Source organism: Pantoea sp. Cy-639, assembly GCF_011752525.1.
GTDB lineage: Bacteria > Pseudomonadota > Gammaproteobacteria > Pseudomonadales > Pseudomonadaceae > Aquipseudomonas.
Genome location: NZ_VWXI01000002.1, coordinates 245,073 through 269,818, shown reverse-complemented (window position 1 = coordinate 269,818; position 24,746 = coordinate 245,073). Strand labels below are relative to the sequence as shown.

The 24,746-nt window shown below is 62.7% G+C and carries 12 protein-coding genes and 1 tRNA gene; 9 read left to right on the top strand and 4 right to left on the bottom strand.

Going from position 1 to position 24,746, the window contains the following annotated elements:
- Entirely contained in the window at positions 1-561 is a 561-nt protein-coding gene (locus tag F3J43_RS03465; RefSeq protein ID WP_166883423.1) for a glycine cleavage system transcriptional repressor, read from the bottom strand.
- Between the two features lie 260 nt (positions 562-821).
- Between F3J43_RS03465 and dapA the strand changes: the two genes are divergently transcribed.
- From dapA to F3J43_RS03430, 7 genes are all read left to right on the top strand, one after another.
- Complete coding sequence (gene dapA, locus F3J43_RS03460; protein WP_166883422.1) at positions 822-1,709, top strand: 4-hydroxy-tetrahydrodipicolinate synthase; 888 nt, start codon at positions 822-824, stop codon at positions 1,707-1,709.
- A 17-nt stretch (positions 1,710-1,726) separates the two neighbouring features.
- Positions 1,727-2,842, top strand: a complete 1,116-nt coding sequence (gene bamC, locus F3J43_RS03455) for an NlpB/DapX family lipoprotein (protein WP_166883421.1) — start codon at positions 1,727-1,729, stop codon at positions 2,840-2,842.
- A complete protein-coding gene (locus F3J43_RS03450; RefSeq protein WP_166883420.1) occupies positions 2,843-3,601 on the top strand; it encodes an MBL fold metallo-hydrolase in 759 nt (252 codons plus the stop codon). It begins immediately after the preceding gene.
- A 28-nt stretch (positions 3,602-3,629) separates the two neighbouring features.
- Positions 3,630-4,340 carry a phosphoribosylaminoimidazolesuccinocarboxamide synthase gene (gene purC / locus F3J43_RS03445; protein WP_166883419.1) on the top strand — a complete coding sequence of 237 codons (711 nt, stop codon included), beginning with the start codon at positions 3,630-3,632 and terminating at the stop codon, positions 4,338-4,340.
- Positions 4,341-4,431: 91 nt separating this feature from the next.
- Positions 4,432-4,521 (top strand) — tRNA-Ser (locus F3J43_RS03440).
- Between the two features lie 399 nt (positions 4,522-4,920).
- Positions 4,921-19,599 (top strand): two-partner secretion domain-containing protein, encoded by a 14,679-nt coding sequence (locus tag F3J43_RS03435; protein WP_166883418.1) that lies wholly within the window; start codon positions 4,921-4,923, stop codon positions 19,597-19,599.
- Positions 19,599-20,123, top strand: a complete 525-nt coding sequence (locus tag F3J43_RS03430) for a hypothetical protein (protein WP_166883417.1) — start codon at positions 19,599-19,601, stop codon at positions 20,121-20,123. The genes F3J43_RS03435 and F3J43_RS03430 overlap by 1 nt, the downstream gene beginning before the upstream one ends.
- A 331-nt stretch (positions 20,124-20,454) precedes the next feature.
- Here F3J43_RS03430 and F3J43_RS03425 read toward each other — a convergent pair whose 3' ends face one another.
- The 3 genes from F3J43_RS03425 to F3J43_RS03415 form a co-directional block, all read right to left on the bottom strand.
- Positions 20,455-20,937, bottom strand: coding sequence for a hypothetical protein (locus F3J43_RS03425; RefSeq protein ID WP_166883416.1), 483 nt, complete (start codon positions 20,935-20,937; stop codon positions 20,455-20,457).
- A 297-nt stretch (positions 20,938-21,234) separates the two neighbouring features.
- A complete protein-coding gene (locus F3J43_RS03420; RefSeq protein ID WP_166883415.1) occupies positions 21,235-21,525 on the bottom strand; it encodes a DUF3077 domain-containing protein in 291 nt (96 codons plus the stop codon).
- 31 nt (positions 21,526-21,556) lie between these two features.
- Complete coding sequence (locus F3J43_RS03415) at positions 21,557-21,793, bottom strand: hypothetical protein (RefSeq protein WP_166883414.1); 237 nt, start codon at positions 21,791-21,793, stop codon at positions 21,557-21,559.
- Positions 21,794-22,515: 722 nt separating this feature from the next.
- Here F3J43_RS03415 and F3J43_RS03410 point away from each other — a divergent pair.
- Together F3J43_RS03410 and mqo are read left to right on the top strand one after the other, a co-directional pair.
- Complete coding sequence (locus F3J43_RS03410) at positions 22,516-22,707, top strand: DUF4223 family protein (protein WP_023630554.1); 192 nt, start codon at positions 22,516-22,518, stop codon at positions 22,705-22,707.
- Positions 22,708-23,035: 328 nt separating this feature from the next.
- Positions 23,036-24,673 carry a malate dehydrogenase (quinone) gene (gene mqo, locus F3J43_RS03405; RefSeq protein ID WP_166883413.1) on the top strand — a complete coding sequence of 546 codons (1,638 nt, stop codon included), beginning with the start codon at positions 23,036-23,038 and terminating at the stop codon, positions 24,671-24,673.
- Positions 24,674-24,746: the final 73 nt, after the last annotated feature.

Below are 24,746 nucleotides of genomic sequence, written 5' to 3'. Positions count from 1 at the left end.
TTACATGGGGTTCTGTGGGCGCCACGGTTCGATCAGCGCATCCAGGTTCAGGGCGTCGGCGAAGTCCAGGAACTGGTCGCGCAACCAGCTGATCTGGGTGCCGGCCGGCAGGATCACGGTGAACTGGGCGTTGAGCATGCTGCTGCCGGTCTGCGGTGCCAGGTAGGTATCGCAGGTCATGGCCTCGAGCTCGACACGGTGGTCGAGGAAGAACTGGCACAGCTCGTTGATGATGTCCGGGCGATAGGCCGCGCTGACATAGGCGACATAGGGCAGGGCCTGGGGGCGCACTTCCTGGTCGGCGCTGCGCACCACGTCCAGGGTCAGGCCGTGCTTCTTGCCCAGGCTGGGCAGTGCGGCTTCGAGGCGCGCCAGGGCGTCCCAACTGCCGCCGACCTGCAGGACCAGGGCGCTGGTCTCGCCGTGGCGCGACAGGCGCGAAGTGACCACCGCGCAACGGTTCTCGAAGGCGGCGCGGCTGAGGACGTTGGCCAGCTCCATGGGGTTGGGGCCCAGGGCACTGATGACGAGGAATTGTTCGCGAACGGTGGGGGTGGACATGCAGCATTCCTAAAGCGATGAGCGGTCGGCACAGGACGGGGGCAAGCCTCCCGGTTCGGCCTGCTGATGGCCGCCGTTGGCGACCGTGAACACGGGCCGGGAGCACTGTCGACGGCCCGGCGGGCCGCGCTGCACCGATCAAAGGATCAAGGGTAGCGAAAAGCGGCGCGAAGGGGAATGCTCCGCCCGCCTGCTTCGCTTGTGCAAGGCCGATGGCGCCAGTACCATTACCGCTCTCTTTTTCCGGCAGGAGCAATTACATGATTGCGGGCAGTATGGTGGCGTTGGTCACACCCATGGATGCACAAGGGCGTCTGGACTGGGATAGCCTCGACAAACTTGTAGACTTCCACCTGGAAAATGGCACCCACGCGATCGTCGCTGTCGGCACCACCGGTGAATCCGCCACGCTGGATGTCGAAGAACACATCCTGGTCATCAAGCACGTGGTCGAGCGCGTCAAGCACAGCAAGAAGCCGATTCCGGTGATCGCCGGCACCGGCGCCAACTCCACCGCCGAAGCCGTGCACCTGACCAAGAACGCCAAGAATGCCGGCGCCGATGCCTGCCTGCTGGTGGTCCCGTACTACAACAAGCCGACCCAGGAAGGCCTGTACCAGCACTTCAAGCACATCGCCGAAGCCGTCGACATCCCGCAGATCCTCTATAACGTGCCCGGCCGCACCTCCTGCGACATGCAGGCCGAGACCGTGATCCGCCTGTCGAAGGTCAAGAACATCATCGGCATCAAGGAAGCCACGGGCGACCTGGCCCGTGCCAAGGCGATCCTGGACGGCGTCGACAAGGACTTCATCGTTCTGTCCGGCGATGATCCGACCGCCGTCGAGCTGATCCTGATGGGCGGCAAGGGCAACATCTCCGTCACCGCCAACGTCGCCCCGCGCGAAATGGCCGACCTGTGCGAGGCCGCCCTTGAGGGCAATGCCGAGAAGGCCCGCGCAATCAACGAAAAACTCATGCCGCTGCACAAGGACCTGTTCTGCGAGGCCAACCCGATTCCGGTGAAATGGGCACTCGTGGAAATGGGCCTGATGCAGCAGGGCATCCGCCTGCCGCTGACCTGGCTGAGCGAAGGCTGTCACGAAAAAGTCCGTACTGCCTTGCGCCAGTCCGGCGTACTGGTTTAAACGAGGAAGTACACCGCATGAAGCGACTGGCTGGTCTTTCCGCTCTCGCCCTGATCATCTCCAGCACCAGCGGGTGCGGCTGGCTGTGGGGCGAGGATGGCTATTTCCGCGACCGCGGCAGCGATTACCTGCAGGCGCACCCGACCGCGCCGATGCAACTGCCGCCGGACGCCAGCAACGTCAAGCGCATGGATCCGCTGCTGCCGATCCCGCGTAACGTCGCCGACGACCGCGCCTCCGGCGAGTTCGAGGTGCCGCGTCCGCAACCGCTGACGGCTGCCGCCGATATCAGTGATTTCAGCCTGCAGCGCAGCGGCAACAGCCGCTGGGTGCTGGCCCAGCGCTCGCCTGCCGAAGTCTGGCCGGTGACCCGCCAGTTCTTCGAGGACAACGGCTTCCGCATCGCCGAGGAGCGTCCGCAGACCGGCGAATTCAACACCACCTGGCAGCGCTTCGATGAGCTGTCGGCTTCCCTCGGCCAGCGCCTGGCCAGCGTTTCCGGCAGCCAGGACAGCGAAGTGCGCGTTCGTGTGCGCATGGAGCCTGGCGTGCAGCGCAACACCTCCGAGGTGTACATCGTCAGCGTCGAGCGTCCGGCCGGCAGCACCGCCGAGCCTGGCTTCCCGTCCACTTCGAGCAATACCGGCGCCGATGCGCTGCTGGTCGACGAAATGCTCGCCAGCATGAACCGCAACGCCGAGAAGGGTGGTTCGGTGTCGCTGCTCGCGGCCCGTGACTTCGATGCGCCGAGCCAGGTCAGCCTGAGCGAGGATGGCAGCGGCAACCCGGTGCTGTACCTCGGCTCCGACCTCGATCGGGCCTGGTCCGGTGTCGGTCGTGCCCTGGAGCAGGGCGAGTGGCGTGTCGAGGACATCAACCGCAGCCTGGGTCTGTACTACATCAACCTGTCCGAGAAGCCTGACGACAAGCAGAAGGAGCCTGGCTTCTTCAGTCGCCTGTTCGGCAGCGAGCCGACCAAGGAAGAGCGTGAGGCGCGTGCCGAGCGTTACCAGGTGCGCCTGAGCAAGGTTGGCGAGAACGTGCAGGTGACCGTCGAGAAGAACATCAACACCGTGGCGCCCGCCGATGTGGCCCGTCGCGTGCTGAGCGCGATCCAGGACCGTCTGGGCTAAGTGCGCTTCGCGGTTCTTGGAAGCGGTAGCCAGGGAAACGGCACGCTGATCGCCAGTGGTGACACGTTCATCCTGGTCGACTGCGGCTTTTCCCTGCGCGAGACCGAGCGGCGCCTGGCGCTGCTCGGGGTATCGGCCAGCCAGCTGAGCGCGGTGCTGGTGACCCACGAACATGCCGACCACGTGCACGGGGTAGGGTTGCTGGCGCGCCGCTACAATACTCCGGTGTACATGAGCCAGGGCACCTTGCGTGGCCTGCGCAAACCAGTGGAGGTCGCGGGTTTTCTCGGCTGTGGCGACCTGCTGCGTATCGGTGATCTGGAAGTCAGTGCGGCGCGGGTCGAGCATGATGCCTATGAGCCGCTGCAGTACGTGATCAGCGATGGTCGCCGACGTTTCGGCATGCTCACCGACCTGGGCAGCTACGACTACCAGTTGTTGTCGCGCTACCAGGATCTGGACGCATTGCTGATCGAGGCCAACCACTGTCGCGACCTGCTGGCCCGCGGGCACTATCCGCACTTTCTCAAGCTGCGGGTCGGCGGCAGCCAGGGACATTTGAACAACCACCAGGCCGCCAGCCTGGTGGCCGAGCTGGGCTGGCAAAAACTTCAGCACCTGGTGCTGGCCCATCTCAGCAGCAAGAACAACCTGCCACATCTGGCCCGCCAGTGCTTCGTCGACACCCTCGGGTGCGACCCGGACTGGCTCCAGGTGGCCAATCAGGATCATGGGCTCGACTGGCGCCAAATCGCCTAGCCCACCTACTCAGCAAGCGGAGCCCATCATGGAAAAACGCGACGAACTCTACCGCGGCAAGGCCAAATCGGTTTACCAGACCGACGACGCCGACCGCTTGATCCTGCTGTTCCGTAACGACACCTCGGCGTTCGACGGCAAGCGCATCGAGCAGCTGGACCGCAAGGGCATGGTGAACAACAAGTTCAACGCCTTCATCATGCAGAAGCTCGAAGAAGCCGGCGTGTCGACCCAGTTCGACAAACTGCTGGGTGACAACGAGTGTCTGGTAAAGAAGCTGGACATGATTCCGGTCGAGTGCGTGGTGCGCAACTATGCCGCCGGCAGCCTGGTCAAGCGTCTGGGGGTCGAGGAAGGCATCAAGCTGGAGCCGTCGACCTTCGAGCTGTTCCTGAAGAACGACGAGAAGGGCGACCCCTTCATCAACGAATCCCACGTCGTCGCCTTCGGTTGGGGCACCGCCGAGCAGTTGGTCGAGATGAAGAAGCTGTCGTTGAAGGTCAACGAAGTGCTGAGCAAGCTGTTCGATGACGCCGGCCTGCTGCTGGTCGACTTTAAGCTGGAGTTCGGCGTATTCCACGGCCAGATCGTCCTGGGTGACGAGTTCAGCCCGGATGGTTGCCGCCTGTGGGACAAAGAGACTCGCAAGAAGATGGACAAGGACCGCTTCCGCCAGGGTCTGGGCGACGTGATCGAAGCCTACGAAGAAGTTGCCAAGCGCCTGGGCGTGCCGCTGTAAGCGGCGCGTTCACGCAAGCGTCTGATACCACGCGATTTTTTTTGAAAAAAAGTTTGCCTTTCAAGAAATCGCTGGTATGATGCGCGGCATTGGAGAGATGCCGGAGTGGTCGAACGGGACGGATTCGAAATCCGTTGTACTGGCAACAGTACCTAGGGTTCAAATCCCTATCTCTCCGCCATACGCGAAGTAGTCGAAGCCCCCGAAAACGTTGAGTTTTCGGGGGCTTCGTCGTTTCTGCCACGGATGTTTGCCATCCCCTGGGCAGCACGTGGTCACGCAATTTTCTTGACGTCAGATTTTCAGCTCCATTAGTATCGCGGCGCCGTGATGGCGTAATGCCATAGCTTGGGGCCATGTCGCTTCACCACCTCGCGATGAGGTTGCGCTTTCCCCTCTTCACCCTCGAATCAAGGTCGCCGACAGCCTGTCCCCGGGGGATCGCCTGTGCCTGGCCGCCAGCGCCACTTTCGCCTGTTCCCTGGAGCGCCCGGACGTGATCATCGAGCGCGAACCGCCCACCTGTTTGCGGCTGGAGCTGTTGTTGTAAGCACCGCCACTGCTGACGCGAGACAACGACATGGATGCCCGCCAATTCGTTTTCCTGGCCCGACTGCCTTCGGCGACCGTGCAATCGCGCGGATCGTTCTGCGGTATTTCCAAGCGTGCGCTGGCGTTCCTGCTGGCGAACGTCATGTTCTGGCAGCCGCTGTGGGCCCAGGCCGAAGGTATCGTGGTCAGTGCGCCGGGCACCGGGCTGGCCCAGGCGGGCAATGGTGTGCCGATCGTCAATATTGCCACGCCGAATGCCAATGGCCTGTCGCACAACCAGTTCAAGGACTACAACGTCGATGCCCAGGGGCTGATCCTCAACAACGCCACCGAGCGCACGCAGGCCACCCAGCTGGGCGGGATCATTGTCGGTAACCCGAACCTCAATGGCCGGGCCGCCGACATCATCCTCAACGAAGTCAATGGCGCAAACCCCAGCCAGTTGCGTGGTTACACCGAAGTGGCGGGCAAGTCCGCGCATGTCATCGTTGCCAACCCCCACGGGATCAGTTGCGACGGTTGCGGTTTCATCAACACGCCCAACGTCACGCTCAGCACGGGCAAGCCGGTGATCGATAACGGCCAGTTGAGCCGCTACCAGGTCGATCAGGGCTCCGTGTCCATCCAGGGCGCTGGGCTCAATGCGAGCAATGTCGACCAATTCGAGATCATCACCCGCGCCACGCAGATCAATGCGCGGATCCAGGCGAACAAGCTGGACATCGTCGCCGGCCGCAACGATGTCGATGCCCACACCCTGGCCGCTACCGCCCGGGCCGGCGACGGCAGCCCGGCACCGGAGCTGGCGATCGACTCGTCGGCGTTGGGGGGAATGTACGCCAACACCATCCGCCTGGTCGGTACCGAGGCGGGCGTCGGGGTTCGGCTGGCTGGCGACATGATCGCCGGTGGCGATATCCATATCGATGCCAACGGCAAGCTGGACCTGGGGCAGGCCTTCGCGGGCGGTGCGCTGGCCGCCAAGGCGCAGGGTGTGGATGTGCAGGGGCCGGTCCATGCCGCCAAGGACCTGGCGATCACCAGCCAGGGTGACCTGCGCAACCAGCGGAGTTTGGCCGCCGGCGATAGCCTGCGCCTGGACAGCGCTGGCCGGGTGCTCAACCAGGGCATCGTCGAGGCCGGGGTCAACGCCGACGGCAGCCGCAATCACCAGGGTGACCTGCAGGTGACCGCGCAAGCCGTCGACAACAACGGGCACACCCTGGCTGCCAGCCGCGACCTCGCTATCAACACCGCTGACCTGGCGAACCAGGGCGGCACCCTGAGTGCCGGGCGCACTGCCCGGATCGACGCGCAGCAGTTGGACAACCAGAATCGGGGGCGTGTCCTGTCCGCAGGGGACCTTGGTGTCAACAGCCAGACCCTGCTCAATGGCCAAGGTGGCTTGATCGCCGGCAGTGTTGCGCTGGACGTCAACAGCATGACCTTGATCAACCGCAATGGCGAACTGTCCAGCTTGGGTCAAGTGACGTTGCGCGTGGCTTCGCTGGACAACGTTGCGGGCCTGGTTTCGGCTGGCCAATCCCTCGACTTGCAGGCCGCTGGCCTGCTCGACAACCGTGGCGGGCAGGTCAATAGCGCGCAGCAACTGACGGCCAGCATCGGCAGCCTGGACCAGCAGGGTGGCGGGAGCCTGCACAGTGACAATGGCCTGCGCCTCGACGTGCGCCACGGTCACCTGGACAACCGTGGCGGGGTGATCAATGCCAATGGCCAGCTGGACCTGGAGCATCTGGCCAACGTCGACAACCGCCAGGGCGAGATTTCCAGTAATCGCGCGTTCAGCGTGGTGGCGAGTGGCCTCGACAACGGTGCCGGCAAGTTGCTGAGCGACCAGGCCTTGACCCTGAGCATCGCCGGGGCACTGGGTAACAGTGCCGGCCTGATCAGCGCCCAAGGCTTGTGGATCGATGCCGCCAGCCTGCTCAACGATCAACGGGGCATGGTTTTCAGCCAGGGTGGTATGGGAGCCCGCGTCGCGGGCGTGCTGAACAACCATGACGGCAACCTCAGTGCGCAGGGCGACCTGCAGGTGGCGGTGGGCAGCCTGGACAACAGCGCCGGGCGCCTGCACGGCCAGTCGGGCCTGCGCCTGGACCTGAATCACGGCACATGGAACAACCAGGGTGGGCTGGTCACGGTGCCTGGCCAACTGCAGTTGCTCAACCTGGCGGCGGTGAACAATCAGGCTGGGGAGATTTCCAGCGCGCTTGGTTTCGAACTGCGCGGCGACCATCTGGACAACCGCGGCGGCAAGCTCAAGAGCGAGGGTGGTCTTGGCCTGGTGGTCAGTGCCGGGCTGGACAACCGGGACGGTGAGGTGCAGGGCGCGGATGTCCGGCTGGGCCTGGGCGCTTTGGACAACCGCAATGGCCGGATCCAGGCCAGCGCAAGCCTGCGCCTGGACAGTGCCGGTATCGATAACGACCACGGTGTCCTGGCTGCGGGCTCCGCGTTGGCACTGACGGCCACTGGCCTCGACAACGCGTTCGGCAAGCTCACCAGCGGTGCCGACCTGACGGCCACGCTGGCCGGCAACCTGCTCAACCAGAGCGGCCTGTTCAGCGCCGGAGGCAACCTGCAACTGACCGGCGCCGACCTGGTCAACTACCAGGGGCAATTGCTGGCGGGTGCGACCTTGCAGCTAGGTGCCGGGCAACTGGACAACGGCACTGCCGGTCGCATTTATGCCCGTGATGTAAAGGCCAGTGTCAGTGGCCTGAGCCAGGTTGGCGGCGGGCAGCTCTACAGCCAGGACAGTCTGGCCCTCGACCTGAACAACGGCCATCTGGACAACCGCGGTGGCCTGATCAACGCGCCTGGCCAGTTGCTGCTGAGCAACCTGAACGGGGTCGACAACCAGGGGGGAGAGATTTCCAGTCGGCAGACCTTCACCGTGGCGGCCGCCAGCCTGGATAACCGAGGCGGCAAGCTGCTTGCGGACCAGCAACTGACCTTGCGCATCGCGCGCGCCCTGGACAACACCCTGGGTCTGGTCAGAGCTGCGGCGCTGGATGCCCGCGTGGCTTCCCTGGCCAACCGTCAAGGTACCCTGGAAGCGCGCAACGGCCTGAACCTGACGGTGGACGGAGCGCTCGACAACCATCAAGGGCGAGTGAGCAGCGACGGTACCCTGGACCTCGCCGTCGCCGGGCAACTGCTCAACCAGGGCGGCGTACTCGGCGCGGTGGGCACGTTGCAACTGAATGCAGCCGGCCTGGACAACCGGCTGGGTGGGCGGATTGCCACGCAGGGCAACCTGACCCTCAAGGCGACCCAGATCGACAACCGTGGCGGCGAAATCAGCAGCGTTTCCGACCTCACTGTCAACGGCGGCCACCTGGACAACAGCGGCGGCGGTCGGGTAGTCGCCAACGGCAACCTGGCACTGACCCTGGCTCGTCTCGATAACCAGGCCAAGGGCATCATCTCCGGCCAGCGCACAGTCACCCTCGTCGCCGGGCAGTTGGACAATAGTGCTCAAGGCAGCCTGTATGCCAAGCAGGGGCTGTCGTTGCTGCTGCGCGACGGTAACGGCGCCAATGGGCAACTGGACAACCGCCAGGGCGTGCTGCGCAGTGATGCCGACCTCGGCCTCGACCTGGTCAACCTGCTCAACGACAGTGGCCGGGTGAGCGGGGCGGGCAACCTGACACTGACGGCGGGGCAGGGTGTTGGCAACGCCGGCGGGCAACTGCTCGCCGGTGGCGCCTTGACCCTGGCCAGCCTCTCGCTCGACAACAGTCGGGGGCGTATCGCCGCCGATGCCGGATTGCGTGTGACCACTGGTGGCTTGAGCAATCAGGCCGGCTACCTCACCAGCGGCGACCGCCTCGACCTCAGCGCCGGCCAGGTCGACAACCACGGTGGGCGAATCGCCAGTGACAAGGCGTTGAGCGCCACGCTGGCCGGGCTCGACCAGCATGGCGGTGGCCAGTTGTACAGTGGCAGTGCCCTGACCCTGGACCTGAACCAGGGGCTGCTGGACAACAGCGACGGTTTGATCAACGCAGTGGGGCCGTTGCGGCTGCGCAACTTGTCCACGGTGGTCAACCGGTCTGGCGAAATCTCGAGCGAACAGGGCTTCAGCCTGTTCGCCGAGCACCTGGACAACAGTTACGGCGACCTGCTCAGTGGCAAGGCCATCGATCTGCATATCCGCCAGGCGTTGCTCAATGTCGGCGGCCAAATTGCCGCCGCCGGCCTGACGGCAGAAGCGGTCAGCCTGGATAACCACGACGGGTTGTTCAGCAGCTCCGCCAACCTGGACCTCACATTGGCCGGCGCACTGCTCAACGAGGCGGGCGAAGTATCCGGCGCCGGCATCAGCACGATCAGGGCGGCCAGCCTGGCCAACGGCCAGGGCCAGGTGATGAGCGACGGCAGCCTGGACCTGGGCGTGACGGGGGCGCTGTTCAACCAGGGCGGGACCCTGGGTGCCGGCCATGCGTTGAAGGTTGCTGCCACGAGCCTCGACAACCGCAGCGGTGGCAGTCTGGTCAGTGACGGTAGCCTGTCGCTGGCACTCAGCGGTCTGCTGGACAACCAGGCCGCAGGTGCCGTGCTCGCCAAAGGCACCATGGAACTGCTGGTCGATCGCATCGACAACCGTGCGGGGCGTCTGTCCGGGCAGGGCAGCCTGAGCCTGCGTGGCACCTCATTGGACAACCGCGGTGGTGTCGTGCGTGGCAATCAGGACCTGACGTTGCGCCTGGCATTGCTCGACAACCGTGAGGGTCTGCTCAACGGTGCGGGCAAGCTGGATCTCGACAGCGGTGAACTGCTCAACCAGCAAGGCCTGGTCAGTGCGGGTGGCCAGGTTCTCCTGCACGCCGACACCGTCAACAATGGCAAAGGGCGCATCGCCAGCCAGGGCGATCTGCTCGCCACCGTCAAAACGCTCGATCAACAGGCGGGCGAGCTGGTGGCCCAGGGTGGCCTGAGCCTGATCGGCGGCCGGCTGGACAACCGCGCGGGCGGCTTGGTAGGCAGCACGAAAGCGCTGAAGATCGAGGTGGATTCCGCTGACAACCGCGGTGGTGAAATCTCCGGCCAGCAAGCTGTCGGCGTCAGCGCGGGGCAGTTGGACAACAGTGGCGGCAAGCTGTTGGCCGGCACCCGCCTGGACATGACCGTGGCCAAGGTCATCAACCAGGCGCGCGGCCTGTTGTTCGGCCAGGATGTCAGCCTGACCGGCGGGCATCTGGACAACACCCAGGGCACGCTCTCGGGGCAGCGCTCGCTGCAGGTTCGTCTCACCGCACAACCGGCGGCACTGCTCGATGGCCATCTGTTGAACGGCCAGGGCAAGCTTGTCAGTGAAGGTGCACTGAGCCTGAGCGGTGAACAACTGGACAACCGTGGCGGCAGCATTTCCAGCGCCGGCCCGCTGGTATTGACCAGCGCGGCAGGCCTGCTCAACCAGGGCGGTGTCGTCGAAAGCGCCCAGTACCTCAGCCTCTCCAGCGCCAGCCTGGACAACAGCGGGCAAGGCCTGATCAAGAGCCAGGGCGCTACGAGCCTGGTCACCGGGCGTCTGGACAACCTGCTGGGTGGCCGGATCATCAGCGACACGACACTGAGCCTGCGTGCCGGCCAGGTCAACAACGGTGGACGGATCGCCAGCAATGGCGTGCTCGATGCCCGTATGGCGGGGCTGGTCCAGGATCATGGCGAATTGTTCAGCAACAGCCAGTTGACCCTGGACCTCGACCAAGGGGATTTGAGCAACCAAGGCTTGATCAACGCGTCGCAACTGGTCCTGAAGAACCTTGGCGTGGTCACCAACCGCGGGGGCGAGATCTCCAGCCAGAATGCCTTCACGCTTGCCGCACGCAGCCTCGACAACGGCGGCGGCAAGCTGGTCAGCGACCAGGGCCTGGTCCTGCGCAGCGAGCAGGGGCTGGGCAACAGCCAGGGGCGGATCAGCGCCGCGAGTCTCGACCTGGGCAGCCTGAGCCTGGACAACCGTGATGGCCGTATCAGCAGCCGCGGCAGCCTGACGGTGAACGCCCGCGATGCGCTGGTCAACCAGGGCGGCACGCTGATCGCCGCTGGCGCGCTCTCGCTCGCCGGCGCCAGCCTGGACAACCGCCACGGCGAGGTCGCCGGCAAGGCGCTGGTCGAGGTGGACGTGGCGACCATCGACAACCAGAGCGGCCAGTTGATCGGCACCGACCGCGTCGAGGTGACGTCCTCTCACCTGGACAACCGTGGCGGCCTGCTGGGTGCGACAAAAGCGCTGAAACTCTCGGTCGACACCTTGGACAACCGCGGCGGTGAGCTGACCGGCAACAGCGATGTCTCGGTCACCGGGCTGAGCCTGGACAACAGTGATGGCGGCGTGGTGTTCGCCGCAGGCAACCTGGCCCTCGCCGTGCAACGTGTCATCAACAACAGCCGTGGCCAGGTGAACGGTCAGGGCGTGAGCCTGGTGGGGGCCAGCCTGAGCAACAACGGCGGCTTCATCCGTGCGCAACTGCCGCTGGTGCTCAAGCTCAGCGGCGACCTGGACAACCAGCAGGGTACCCTGAGCAGCGAGTCGACCCTGGCACTCACGGCGGGCAGTCTCGATAACCGCAACGGTAGCCTGGGCAGTGCCGGCGCACTGTCCCTGAACCTCAGGAACGGGCTGGACAACACCCATGGCGAGCTGGTGAGCGATGCCAGCCTGCTGTTGCGCAGTGCCAGCCTGGTCAACGACCAAGGCAGCCTCAGCGCCAAGGGCGCGGTCGACCTTGTCACCGGGGCCTTGAGCAACCGTGGTGGCCGCCTCAACAGTGCGCAAACGCTCGACCTCACCGCTGGCCAGGTCAGCAACGGCGGCAGCATCGGCAGCCTCCAGGCCCTGACCGCCAAAGTCACAGGCCTCGACCAGCTGGGCGGCAAACTGATCAGCGACACCCGCCTGAGCCTCGACCTCCAGGGCGGCAAACTGGACAACCAGGGCGGATTGATCCACAGCGCAGGCCCGCTGCTGCTGGGCAACCTGGTCGATGTGAGCAACCATAACGGCGAAATCTCCAGCACCCAGGCGTTCACCCTCGAGGCTCGCAGCCTGGACAACGACAATGGGCGCGTGCTCGCCAGCCAGGACCTGAACCTGGTGATCGCCAAGACCTTGAGCAACATCAAGGGCCTGATCGGCGCCGCCAACCTGCGCATCGACGCGGGTAGCGTGGACAATCGCACTGGCCTGCTCAACAGCCGGGGCGACCTGCAACTGGACAGCGGGGGCTTGCTCGACAACCGCCAGCAAGGCCTGGTCAGCGCGGCTGGCGCACTGAAGCTGCGCAGCGGCGACCTGTACAACCAAGGTGGCAGCCTGCTCGGCACCGGTAGCGTGGCCCTGGTCGCGCGCACGCTGAACAACAGCACCTCCGGCCTGATCAATAGCCAGGGTCGTCTCGACATCACCGCCGAGGGGCTGGACAGCAGCAACGGCGAAGTTTCCGCTCGCGGTGACCTGGGCCTGAACCTCGGCGCGTTGTCGGTGAACAGCGGCCGCATCCTTGGCGAGCAGGCGTTGACCCTCGACCTGGGTGGTCACGACCTGAGCAACCGCAATGGCCTGATCCAGGCGGGCGGCGCGCTGAACGTGCAGCACGTGGGTGTGTTCGACAACGTGGGCGGCGAGCTCTCCGCCAAACAGGGCCTGACCCTCTCCGCCAACCGTCTTGATAACGGCAATGGCAGGTTGATCGGCACTCGTCAGGTGTTCCTGAACGTCGGCAGCGTCGCCAACCAAAACGGCCTGCTGTCCGGTTGGCAAGGCTTGACCCTGTATGGCGGCAGTCTCGACAACCGCAATGCCGGCACCTTGTCCAGCCGCAGTGGCGCGCTGGACGTGCAACTGTCTGGGAGCCTGCTCAACAGCGGCGACGGTGCCCTGGTCAGCCAGGGCCGCATGGACATTGGCGCGGCCAGCCTCGACAACAGCGGTGGCGTGCTGTCCAGTGGCGACGCCCTGCAACTGAACGTCACCAGCCTCGGCAACCAGAGTGGCAGCATCGATGCCCAGCAATGGATCACGGTCAATGGCACCGACCTCGACAACAGTGCCGGGCGCATCGCGGGCAACGGCAGCCTGACCCTGGATCTGCGTGGCATCTTGACCAATACCGGCGGCACCCTGGTCAGTGCCGACACCTTGCTGCTCAAGCAGGCGCTGCAAGTCGCCAACCAGGGTGGCAAGATCGTCAGCCGCGGCCGCCTGGAACTGAATGCGGGTAGCCTCGACAACAGCCAGCTTGGCACCCTTGCGGCCAAGGAGCAGGTCAAGGTCAACGCCAGCTCGATCCTGCGCAACAGCGCCCAGGGGTTGATCTACAGCGAGAATGCAGATGTCCGGTTGCAGGCTGCCGAGCTGATCAACCAGCAGGGCGAAGTGCAAGGGCGCAGCGGGCTGCTGCTGGATGTCGGCGCAGGGTTGGACAACCGGGGCGGCAAGCTGCTTGCCCAGGGTGGCAACCTTGTGGTGCAGCGTGCAGGCAGCTTGAGCAACCAGGGTGGCATCCTCGCCAGCCTCGCCGGGTTGCTGGACGTCAATGTCAGCGGCGTGCTCGACAATCGGCGCGATGCCAGTGGCAAGGGTGGAGTCGTGCAAGGCCAGCAGTTGCTGATGGTCGCCGGCGTGGTCGACAACAGCGGCGGTCGCATCGCCGCGCAGTCGGGTGATGCACGCATTCGTGGTGGGGATCTGATCAACGCCGGTGGCGGGCTTTACGCCAAGGGGCTGGTGCGAGTTGATGGCCTGGGGCTGGACAACAGCGCAGGACAACTGGCCGGTGGACGTATCGAGCTGGCGCTGGGCGATGAGCTGGTGAACCGCTCGGGCGTCATTGAAAGCGATACCCTGCTGCAAGTGTCGGCGGGGGGGGTGGACAACCAGAGCGGCCAGTTGCGAGCCCTGGGGACGGCAGGCAAGAGCGATTTCCAGATCCGAGGCGGTTTCGACAACCGTTTCGGCCGGGTGGAAATCGGCAACACCGACCTGACCTTGAACACCACGAGCCTGAGCAACCTCAACGGTGTGGTGCTGCACGGCGGCACGGGCAACTTCGACGTGTCCATGGCGAACCTGGCCAACAGCGGTGGCAACTTGGTGACCCGCGGTGGTCTGACCCTGAACGCCGCCAGCTGGACCAACAGCAGCGTAATCCAGGCTGGGCGACTGACCGTCAATGTCGGTGAACTGAACCAGACCGCCGAAGGGCGACTGCTGGCCTCGGAAAGCTTCAGTGGCAGTGGCAACAATTGGTCCACGGCGGGCGTGATCGCCAGTGACGGTCGTTTTGACCTGACGCTCGGCGGTAGCCTGAATGCCAGCGGGCGCACCAGCAGCCTCGGCGCCATGAACCTCACGCTGGGCCAATTGACCGTGGGAGGGAGCGCCAGCCTGTCGGCCGGCGACAACACCATGGTCAAGGTGGGCGGCCTGTTGAGCAACGCCGGGCGCCTGACGTCCGCCGCCAACCTGACCCTCGAGGCCGGCGGCATCGACAACTACGGCTCACTGGGCAGTGGCCAGGTGTTGACCGCCAGCACTGCGAACCTGGTGAACCAGGGCGGGTTCATTTTCAGCGGCGCCGACATGGCGCTCTATGTGCAAAACCTTACCAACCGCGAAGGCGACATCTACAGCCTGGGCGCGATCCGCGTGGCCAGGGATGCGCAAGGCACGCGGGCAGCCTTGCTGGAAAACATCTCCGGGACGCTTGAGAGCCTTGGCGACTTCACCATCGCGGCCACGACCGTCAGCAACAAGCGGTTGGACTTCGACCCGACGCCGACGCTGCAGTCTGGCTACATCGGTGTTCGTTGCTACAGCTGTTCCAGTTACATGGATGGCAAGGTACAGATTGCGCCGGTTTCTCACCTGGTGTGGGGCAAAACATACACCTATGACGCAGTTGGCCAGGTGACGAAACAATCCAGCCTCGTTGCGGGACGCAATCTCTCCGTTGCAAGCGAGACGTTCTCGAACTCCAACTCCACGGTTTCAGCGGCGGGCAACATCGATATCCGGACGGGGACGTTCTCCAATACCGGGACATCGCTCAACGGCTACTCGGAGCTCAAGTACATCGATGTCGGCAAAGTAGGCTGGAGCCTATGGAAGGAAATCGTTCAATACAACGCGGATCATGACGCAGGCTATAACGGCGGGATCAGGTTCTGGAATGCGGCCGGTTCCGAGTCGATGGCGTCAATCACTTCGGGCAGCCGCTCGATTGGCAAAGGTGAGATCCGGTCTTGGACCAATTTCGCCAGCATGCGCCTGGACACTGGCCTCAGCGGCAGTAGTCAAAAATACGGTTATGCGGAATTCGTGCTTCCGGCGAACTATGCAAGTGGGCGAGTCGATAACGCTCCGGCGGTTATTCAAGGCACCGATCCGTTTCTCACCCAGCGCGTAGAAAATGCCGGTTCCAACTACCTGCCCTCGGTGGTAGAGGCCGGCGGCGCCGTCTCCATTACCGCCGCCAGCAAGATCACCAATGGTGTTGAGCGCGCCTACAGCCGTGGCGCGGCAGGGGCTGCCCGCAGCCTGGACACCAAGGTGGCGGGCAGCGCGCCGGTCATCGTCCTGAACCGGCAACTGCCGCCCAACCTGGCCCAGCAACAGGTCAACCCGTTGAGCCTGCCTGGCTTCAGCTTGCCCACCAACCCGAACGGCCTGTTCCGCCTGAGCGACAAAGCTGCCAGCGCGGCAGGCGTCGCCCAGGGTGACAGCACTTCCGGCAATTGGACCCTAAGCGGTGCCAGCATCGATCTGGCACAGCGCGAGCAAGCCGTGCCTGGTGCCTCCGCACGCACCCTCAAGCTGGACGACATCGGTGCGCTTGCGGCAGGCGCGCACCAGGTGGCAGTGACCGCCCGCGAAGCCGCCGTCATCGATGGCAATGGCCGCTCGATCCAGGTGTCCCCGGTGACTGCCGTCGACAATGGCACCTGGAAATCGGGGCGCACCAGCGCCGACGCAATCACCCGCAACGAAGTGATCGGTAGCCAGACGTCCGTCGCTGACAGCACCGGTTCGGTCAGCGCGACGGGCCAGGGGGCCGGCAACACCGGCCCAGGTGATGGGCAGGTGGGTATCAGCCAGCCCACCCGGCCGGACCTGGCGCCCGTGGTAAGCCAAGTCCCGGTCGTGGTGCCTGCAAGCGAACGTGCGGACGTCCCTGGCGTCGATGCGCGCACGGCGAAAGTGACGGCACCCGGCAGCACGCCGGCGACCGCGACGGCTGGCCAGGTCATCCAGCGCGTCGAGGGCCTGCCGGATCGCACGGTACCGCCCCAACCGCACAAGTACCTGGTCGAAACCAACCCGCTGCTGACCGACCTCAAGCAGTTCATGAGCTCCGACTACCTGCTGGCCGGGCTGGGTTACAACCCGGATGAAAGCGCCAAGCGCCTGGGGGACGGCTTCTACGAGCAGCGCCTGATCCAGCAGGCGGTGGTGGCCGCCACCGGCCAGCGTTTCCTCGCCGGGCAGACCAGCGACGAGAAGATGTTCAAGTACCTGATGGACAACGCCATCGCCAGCAAGCAGCAGTTGAACCTGGCGGTGGGCGTGGGCCTGACCTCGGAGCAGGTCGCCGCGCTGACCCACGACATCGTCTGGCTGGAAGAAGCCACCATCAATGGCCAGAAGGTGCTGGTGCCGGTGGTCTACCTCGCCAACGCCAACAACCGCCTGGCGCCCAACGGTGCACTGGTGGCGGGCAAGAACCTCGACCTGATCGCCGGGCAGGACCTGGTCAACGTCGGCACCCTGCGGGCCACCGACAACCTGTCGGCCAGCGCCGGCAACGACATCCTCAATGGCGGCCTGATCCAGGCCGGCAACCGTGTCGACCTGCTGGCGGGCAACGATATCGTCAACAAGGCCGGCGGCATCATCTCTGGCCGCGATGTCAGCCTCACCACGTTGATTGGCGATGTCGTCAACGAACGCTCGGTGACCAGCCATGTCACCGACAGCGCCCGCCTGTCCGCGCGCAAGGACTACGCGGACAGCGCCGCGCGCATCGAGGCCGCCAACGACATGAGCATCAACGCTGGCCGCGATCTTCTCAGCGCGGGCGGTGTGTTGCAGAGCGGGCGGGACACCACGCTGCAGGCTGGGCGCGACATCGTGCTGGGTTCGGCCGAGGCCGTGGACAGTGCCGCCTACGGGCGCACCAAGACCCAGTCGATTGTCCAGAGCGGTTCCAGTGTCACCGCGGGTCGGGATTTCACCGCGGTGGCCGGGCGTGACCTGACCGCGGTGGCCAGCCGGATCGAGGCGCAACGCGATATCGATATTTCGGCCCGGGGTGACGTGACCCTGGCGTCGGCGGCGGATGAGCAGCACGCGTCCTACACCTCGAAGAAGCTCAAGACCCAGGAAGACCACGTCAGGCAGGTCGGGGCCGAGCTCAAGGCCGGTGGCGATATCGCCATCAGCGCGGGTGAAGACCTGGCCATGAGCGCCAGCCGCATCAGCGCGGGCGACGAAGCCTACCTCGTGGCGGGTGGCAAGCTTGCCTTGCTCGCCGCCGAGGACAGCGACTATTCGCTGTACGACAAGAAGAAGAAAGGCAGTTTTGGCAGCAAGTACATCAAGCGTGACGAAGTCACTCGGATCACCAACGTCGGAAGCGCGATCACCACGGGTGGGGACCTGACGCTGGTCAGCGCAGGAGACCAGCTTTACCAGGTGGCAAAACTCGACAGCGGTGGCGACCTGACCCTCAGCAGTGGCGGGGGTATCACCTTCGAAGCGGTCAAGGACCTGCATCAGGAAAGTCACATCAAGAGCAAGAACAGCCTGGCCTGGAATAGCGCCAAGGGCAAGGGCAACACCGATGAGACCTTGCGCCAGAGCCAACTGGTGGCCCAGGGCGAGGTGCTGATCAAGGCCGTGGATGGCCTGAAGATCGATATCCGCCAGATCGACCAGGAAACCGTAAGCCAGGCCATCGATTCGATGGTTGCGGCCGACCCGCAACTGGCATGGCTGAAGGACGCCGAACGGCGTGGCGATGTGGACTGGCGCCAGGTCAAAGAGCTGCATGAGTCGTTCAAGTACAGCCATTCCGGCCTCGGGCAAGGGGCCATATTGGCCATCATCATCATCGTCACCGTGTTGACTGCCGGCGCGGCCAGCAGCGCGATTGGTACTGCGGCGGGGGCCAGCTCTGGCTCGGCGATGGCGGCTGGCACGGCGGCGACCGCGACAACCGCGGCAACCTCGGCGGGCTGGGCGAACATGGCGCTGACCGCGGTGGCCACCTCCGCCGCCAGCGGCGCGACGATCAGCACCATCAACAACCGCGGTGACCTGGGAGCGGTATTCAAGGACGTCACCTCCAGTGAAAGCCTCAAGAACTATGTCATTGCAGGTGTCAGCGCCGGGGTGGGTGGTTACGTCGCCGATTCGTCGTTCATCACCCAGATGGGCACGCGCCTGGCGGTCAGTTCGGCGCTCAAGACGGTCGCCAGTGGCGGCAAATTCATCGACAACGTCGGAGAAGCGGCGCTGGGCCTGGCTGCGGACGCGTTGACAGGTGCTGTCTACAACCAGGTCGGCAGCAGCCTCGTCGGTTCCGGCTTGCCTACGCGAGTCGCTGTCCATGCCATTGTCGGCGGCTTGATCGGCGAGATGGCCGGCGGGGACTTCGCGACTTCGGCGTTGGCGGCGGGTGCCAACAAGGCGTTGATCCAGATGTACGGGGAGCAGATTTTCCCCGGTGCGGCGCATGACCAGCTGTTGGCCATGACGTCTCAGTTACTGGGGATGAGCGTTGCGGCGGTAGCCGGAGGAAGCGACAAGGACCAGCAGGTTGCCGGTTGGGTCGCCCAACAAGCGACGGTGAACAACTACCTCAAGCACGAAGAGGTGGACAAGTTCGCGCAAGAGTTGGTGGGGTGCCGGGGCGCCGAGAACCCTGCGGGCTGCCGCGGCGGTGTGCTGGATAAGTACGAAGGGATAAGGGTAAGCAAGACCGGCGCATGGTTCGAAGGCTGCAAGGCAAAGGGGGAGGGCGATTGCAGCAATCAGTACACGGATGTCAAGGCGGGCTCGAGTGCACTGGATGCACTGGCTGAACTGTCGACGCTGACAAACGATGAACGGGCGATGGTGCGCATCATCCAGGATCGCCACTATGACGAGGAACGCCAGGCACAGTATTTCTGGTACCAGACGTTCATGGCGGAGTCCGGTGCGGCAGGGATTGCTACGGGGTTGGCCGGACGGGGTAGCAAGGGCACTGGTTCAGCTCGGCCGGATTCAGGCCCCACCTCGGGTGTGGTGGGCTTGGAGCCTAAGTCGGGTTCGTCGAAAGCTAACGCTTCCAATACACCCCGGTTCATTGCGGACTCTGCCGGTAACATTATTGATTTAGAATTTACCAAGGGGCTAACGAAAACGAATGTGACAGTCGCAGGAACGCGTGGTGGTGTTCAGTATCCGTTGCAAGGACAAACACCCAATTCTTACGCCAATCTTGGAAATGGGCATGCTGTTGTCTATGGTCCTGAGGGACGGGCACTGTATGATGTGTCTAGCTCTCGGATAAAGGTGGTCGAATGGAATCAGGCGCCGAATGGGTCATACTTTCCCAAGAAGGGGAACGACACAAAAGCCTTTGAGGGAAATGTTCCTCAGTCGGTTCTTGATCATTTAGGGTTGAATTGATGAAAGCTTATCAAGGTAGTATTTCTAAAGACTCGTTGAGTCTATTTGCTTCAGATATTGGCTCTGGAGAGTTTTTCTCATATGTAGGGAACTTGGTTTCATTGGAGCAGGCAATTTCTGTTCTGGGTTTGCTTTCTCCCGATTTTGTTGAGGTTGATGGTCATGTTTTTTGGCTGCCTAATGCACAGCAATACGAGTCGCAAAAAAAATGTTTGAAGGGGCTGGTCGAGACTGAAGCTGGTGCGTTGGAGCAAAGCACATCGCGTAAAGATGTTGAGCGGTACAGAAACATTTTCTCAATAAATCAGTTCTTTTCAAAGTGGGAGGATTCGCCGAATCGACCCGTATTTAAGGTTGGGCTGTCGGAGGAGGATTATCGTCTTTGTCATTTGTTTGCCGAGCAGATCGCTAGGTATTGGAAGCGCGCGTTGTCAGACTGCTTTCCAGAGAAGGTTTTTCAGTTTGAGATTGCTGATGATCTTCTCGATGAGTATGGGGTTTGCCTGACATTCTGGCAGCTGTAGTTGTAATCAACTGGCCAAATGGGGAGCAAAAAGGGTGCGCGGGTTTTCTGAATCTACGTCCGAAGACAGCCATTTTATTTTTTTCAATGGCTATAAGGAGGAACGGTTCGACGAGTTTGTCGAATTTGTTCTAACCACCTTGGGGCTAGGAAGCCTGAGCGTGAGGAAGGGCCATACTCAACGTTGGTCATCACGGCGTACAAGGGGCAGAGGCTGGTTTTGACAAGCGCTTCATTCGAAGGCTGCTTTATCTCCATGGACAAGGAGGCTGCAAGGTTGGCAAGGGAAATAATCAAGGCGTTCTGATATGGGATCAGTGAGCGACGTGTTTCTATGCGTCGAGTGCAGCGTGGTCCAAGGCGGGTGCCTGTATCGCAGATGACGACTGGGGCAGTATGGCGATGTCGCCTTTACCTGTTTGATAAAGCGTCACGCCCAGTGCGGCCACCGCTACACCAAGCGCAACAGCGGTCAGCGTGGCGCCCCAGATATTCAGCTTCAGGTTCCCTAGTCGAACAATGTCTCGAGGCACACCTGCGATCGTGTCATCCAGACGCTTGTCGCGCTCTGTCTGGGCGCTGAGAAAACCGTCGATTTTCGAAGCGATGGCTTCCAGCCTAGCGTCCATCTTTATCTCGATGGTCTCGAACTTGGCATTGAGTTCTTCACGGGTCAGGTCATTTATGGTTGCAGCATCAACCCACTCTGCTGGCTTGTCACGTCCACCCAAGCCCATGCCTGCTGCATGAAGTCGCTGAAGGTGGTTGGCCCAAGGTTTTCGCGGCCCACCGCCTGGTGTGTCTTTTTTAGCCATCTGCGCCCTCCGCTACGAATAGCTCCTGAAGCACCACAATCTGTTCGTCTAGGGTCTTCGATTCTTTTGTGCATCACCGACGGGGTAGAGCCTAGAGTGGTACCTAGCCAGCGGCAATACCTTGGCGGGCTTGAACGCCCGATTCGGAAATGGACTACCGGCTATTAGGCAAGGTGTAGATACGGCCAAATGCCACTGTTAGCTAGCGTACGTGTCGCGCCTTGAAGCAATCCCCTCCTGCATCCTGGCGCAGAGCCCCGTCGTTCGCGCTACGGGGCTTTTTGCATTGCAGTGGGGCTAAGTAGTGTGATTGTTCGTAACTGCGTGGGAGACATCTTGCGACAGTGCTTTGGCCATGCCGGTGAGATAGTGTGCGGCGGCTAACAATGTAGGGGCGTTCTTCAGGTCCTGAGTCAGCGCGATATCGCTCAGGGTGTAGGCGCAGGTCATCAATGTTGTTGATTGTTCCAGCGCGTAGTCCAAGGCGTGACCGGGTACGACTCGAAACAGCGGCTGTTCGTTGTTGATTTCACCACTTTCGCCAAAGCTTCCGATGCCGATAGTGGTAATGGGCCTTTCGTTGCTCATGCCGATTCTCCTTGTTCGCGGGGTGGCGCGATCAATGCCTTGCCTGTACACGGCTCAAGGCCATCTCGACCAAAGTGCGCGCGCTGTCGATTTCGTGGACGGCGGTCAATGCCATGACCTGGCCGGGCGGTTTGGTATGGATCATCGCGGCGTGCTGGGCGGCGGTGAGGGCACAGACCAGATATTCGGCGATCTGCACGAGCAGATCTTCGACGGTATGAGGAGAGTCGGCGGTTTTTAGCGGTGGGTCGGGGACAATTTTTATCATGGTAAGAACCTGAGCGATTAGGGCGTCCACCACGAGCTGTCAAACCAATGGAGGCAGCTGTACGTAGGTTGACAGACCGAGGCTCAGGATCCCGGCGCACACGAATGTGCCCCACGCACAGCTGCCATGAAGCAACCATTGCGTTCTGAGATTCGGCCTGTCAAAGCCGGTCGTTGAGTTGGCAACGACGGGTCGAGACTAGGCCGCGCAACGTGCGGCTGCAATGGCTTGAAAGGGGCAGAAGTGTGCTTCGGAAATGGACTACATGTAATCAGGAAAGTCTGATGATGGTCTTGTAGGACGGCGAAGGAATAACCAGCAAAGTTGATCTTTGCAGTCAGCTTTATCTGCCTTGGCAGCTCTCGATACTTTGCCGGTAAACGCGCGCTCATGGAGCACAACATATTTCTTTGATTTGGCACGACCTCTGTAGGAGCGGCTTTAGCCGCGATCACCCGCGAAGCGGGTGCCAGAACCGCGTTGCCTGCATCGCGGCTAAAGCCGCTCCTACAGAGGACCCTATTGCAAATCGATCGCCTACAGATTCATGCTCAATTAGGCTGCCTGTAACGATTTAGCAGGCTTAGTTCCAGCTCCGAAAACTGGCTAGTTCATGGCCTGCAACTAGTGCAGGTGTGCTAATGCCTTTCATTCAACCGCTATTTTCCCGTATGATCCGCGCGCCATCAGTGTGATGGTGGATCATGGACTAAAGGATTTTTATGAAAAAGCTGATCAAAGCTACTGTTGCTGTTGCTGTCGTTTCGGGCGTTGCCCTGCTGTCCGGCTGCACCGGCCAGGTCTACAACCAGCCTAAGAACTGCTCGTACGACTACCTGTTCCACCCATCGGTTTCCATTTCCAAGATCATCGGCGGCTGCGGCCCGATCGACAAACTGCCTCAGCAGCAGTAATCCTGGAAATACCCCGGTCGAGCTGATTGCAGCTTGATCCAGAACCCCCGGCCATGGAAGTGGCCGGGGGTTTTTGTTTGGCGCCGGGCGCGGTGGCTTGTCGCGTGGCAACCTGTCGTCTTGACGCCTGGGGGCGCGTTTGTTTGTGCTGGCAATTCGGTTACAATCCGTCAATCGTTTCAGCTACGTCGGTCAATCCGACCAAAGGCTGGCACGTCCTTGTCTCTCTGGCTGCTGAACAATGATCACAACAAGCCTGCGCTGAAGAACATGGAACCTCTGGGCCAGCCACAGGCCCACCCTCCGTTCTACTGACTGGAATCGATCAATGTTCAAGAAAGCTGGCAAGACCTTGCTGGGTCTGGCTGTCGCGGCGAGCGTCATGCAAGCGCATGCTGCCGACACCAAGAAAGTCGACGTGCTGCTGGTCGGCGGCGGCATCATGAGTTCCACCCTGGCGGTCTGGCTCAACGAGCTGGAGCCCACCTGGTCGATGGAAATGGTCGAGCGCCTGGATGGCGTCGCCGAAGAAAGCTCCAACGGCTGGAACAACGCCGGTACCGGCCACTCCGCGCTGGCCGAGCTGAACTACACCCCGGAAGACAAAGACGGCAACGTCAACATCACCAAGGCCATCGAGATCAACGAGTCGTTCCAGATCTCGCGCCAGTTCTGGGCCTGGCAGGTTCGCCAGGGCGTGCTGAAGAACCCGCACTCGTTCATCAACACCACCCCGCACATGAGCTTCGTCTGGGGCGATGACAACATCAAGTTCCTGAAGAAGCGTTACGACGCCCTGCAGGCCAGCCCGCTGTTCCGTCCGATGCAGTACTCCGAGGACCACGCGCAGATCGCCAAGTGGGTTCCGCTGATGATGGAAGGCCGCGACCCCAACCAGAAGCTGGCAGTCACCTGGACCCCGATCGGCACCGACGTCAACTTCGGCGAGATCACCCGCCAGTTCGTTGGCAGCCTGCAGACCAAAGAGAACTTCGATCTCAAGCTGTCCACCGAAGTGCAGGACATCACCCGCAACGAAGACGGCTCCTGGCACGTCGAGTACAAGAACCTGAAGGACGGTACCGAATCGGCCACCGACGCCAAGTTCCTGTTCATCGGTGCCGGCGGCGGCGCGCTGAAGCTGCTGCAGAAGTCGGGCATCCCGGAAGCCAAGGAATACGCAGGCTTCCCGGTAGGTGGCTCGTTCCTGGTGACCGAGAACCCGACCGTGGCCATGCAGCACATGGCCAAGGCCTACGGCATCGCCTCCACCGGTGCGCCACCCATGTCGGTACCGCACCTGGACACCCGCGTGCTGGATGGCAAGCGCGTGATCCTGTTCGGGCCATTCGCCACCTTCTCGACCAAGTTCCTGAAGAACGGCTCGTACCTGGACCTGCTGAGCAGCACCACCACCCACAACGTCTGGCCGATGGCCCGCGTGGGTATCGACCAGTACCCGTTGGTGGAGTACCTCGCCGGTCAGCTGATGCAGTCTGACGACGACCGCTTCGCCGCACTGCAGACCTACTTCCCGAACGCCAAGAAGGAAGACTGGAAACTGTGGCAGGCCGGTCAGCGCGTGCAGATCATCAAGCGTGACGAAGAGAAGGGCGGCGTGCTGAAGCTGGGCACCGAAGTGGTTGCCTCCCAGGACCGCACCATCGCCGGCCTGCTGGGCGCCTCGCCAGGTGCCTCGACCGCTGCGCCGATCATGCTCAACGTGCTGGAAACCGTGTTCAAGGAAAAGGTCGCTACCCCTGAGTGGCAGGCCAAGATCAAGGAGATCGTGCCGAGCTACGGTACCAAGCTGAACGCATCGGCAGCTGCCACCCAGAAAGAGTGGGACTACACCGCCGAAGTACTGCAGCTGGAGAAGCCGCCAGTGATCGACCAGAGCGTCGGTACCAGCGTTGCTCCTGCCGCGCCGGTCGAGAGCAAGCCTGCGAACGACATGGCGCTGTAAGGCCTGGATGCTTGCCGGGGTTGCCCGGCAACATCGACCACGAGGATCGCCCCTGGCGGCCTCGTGGTTTTTT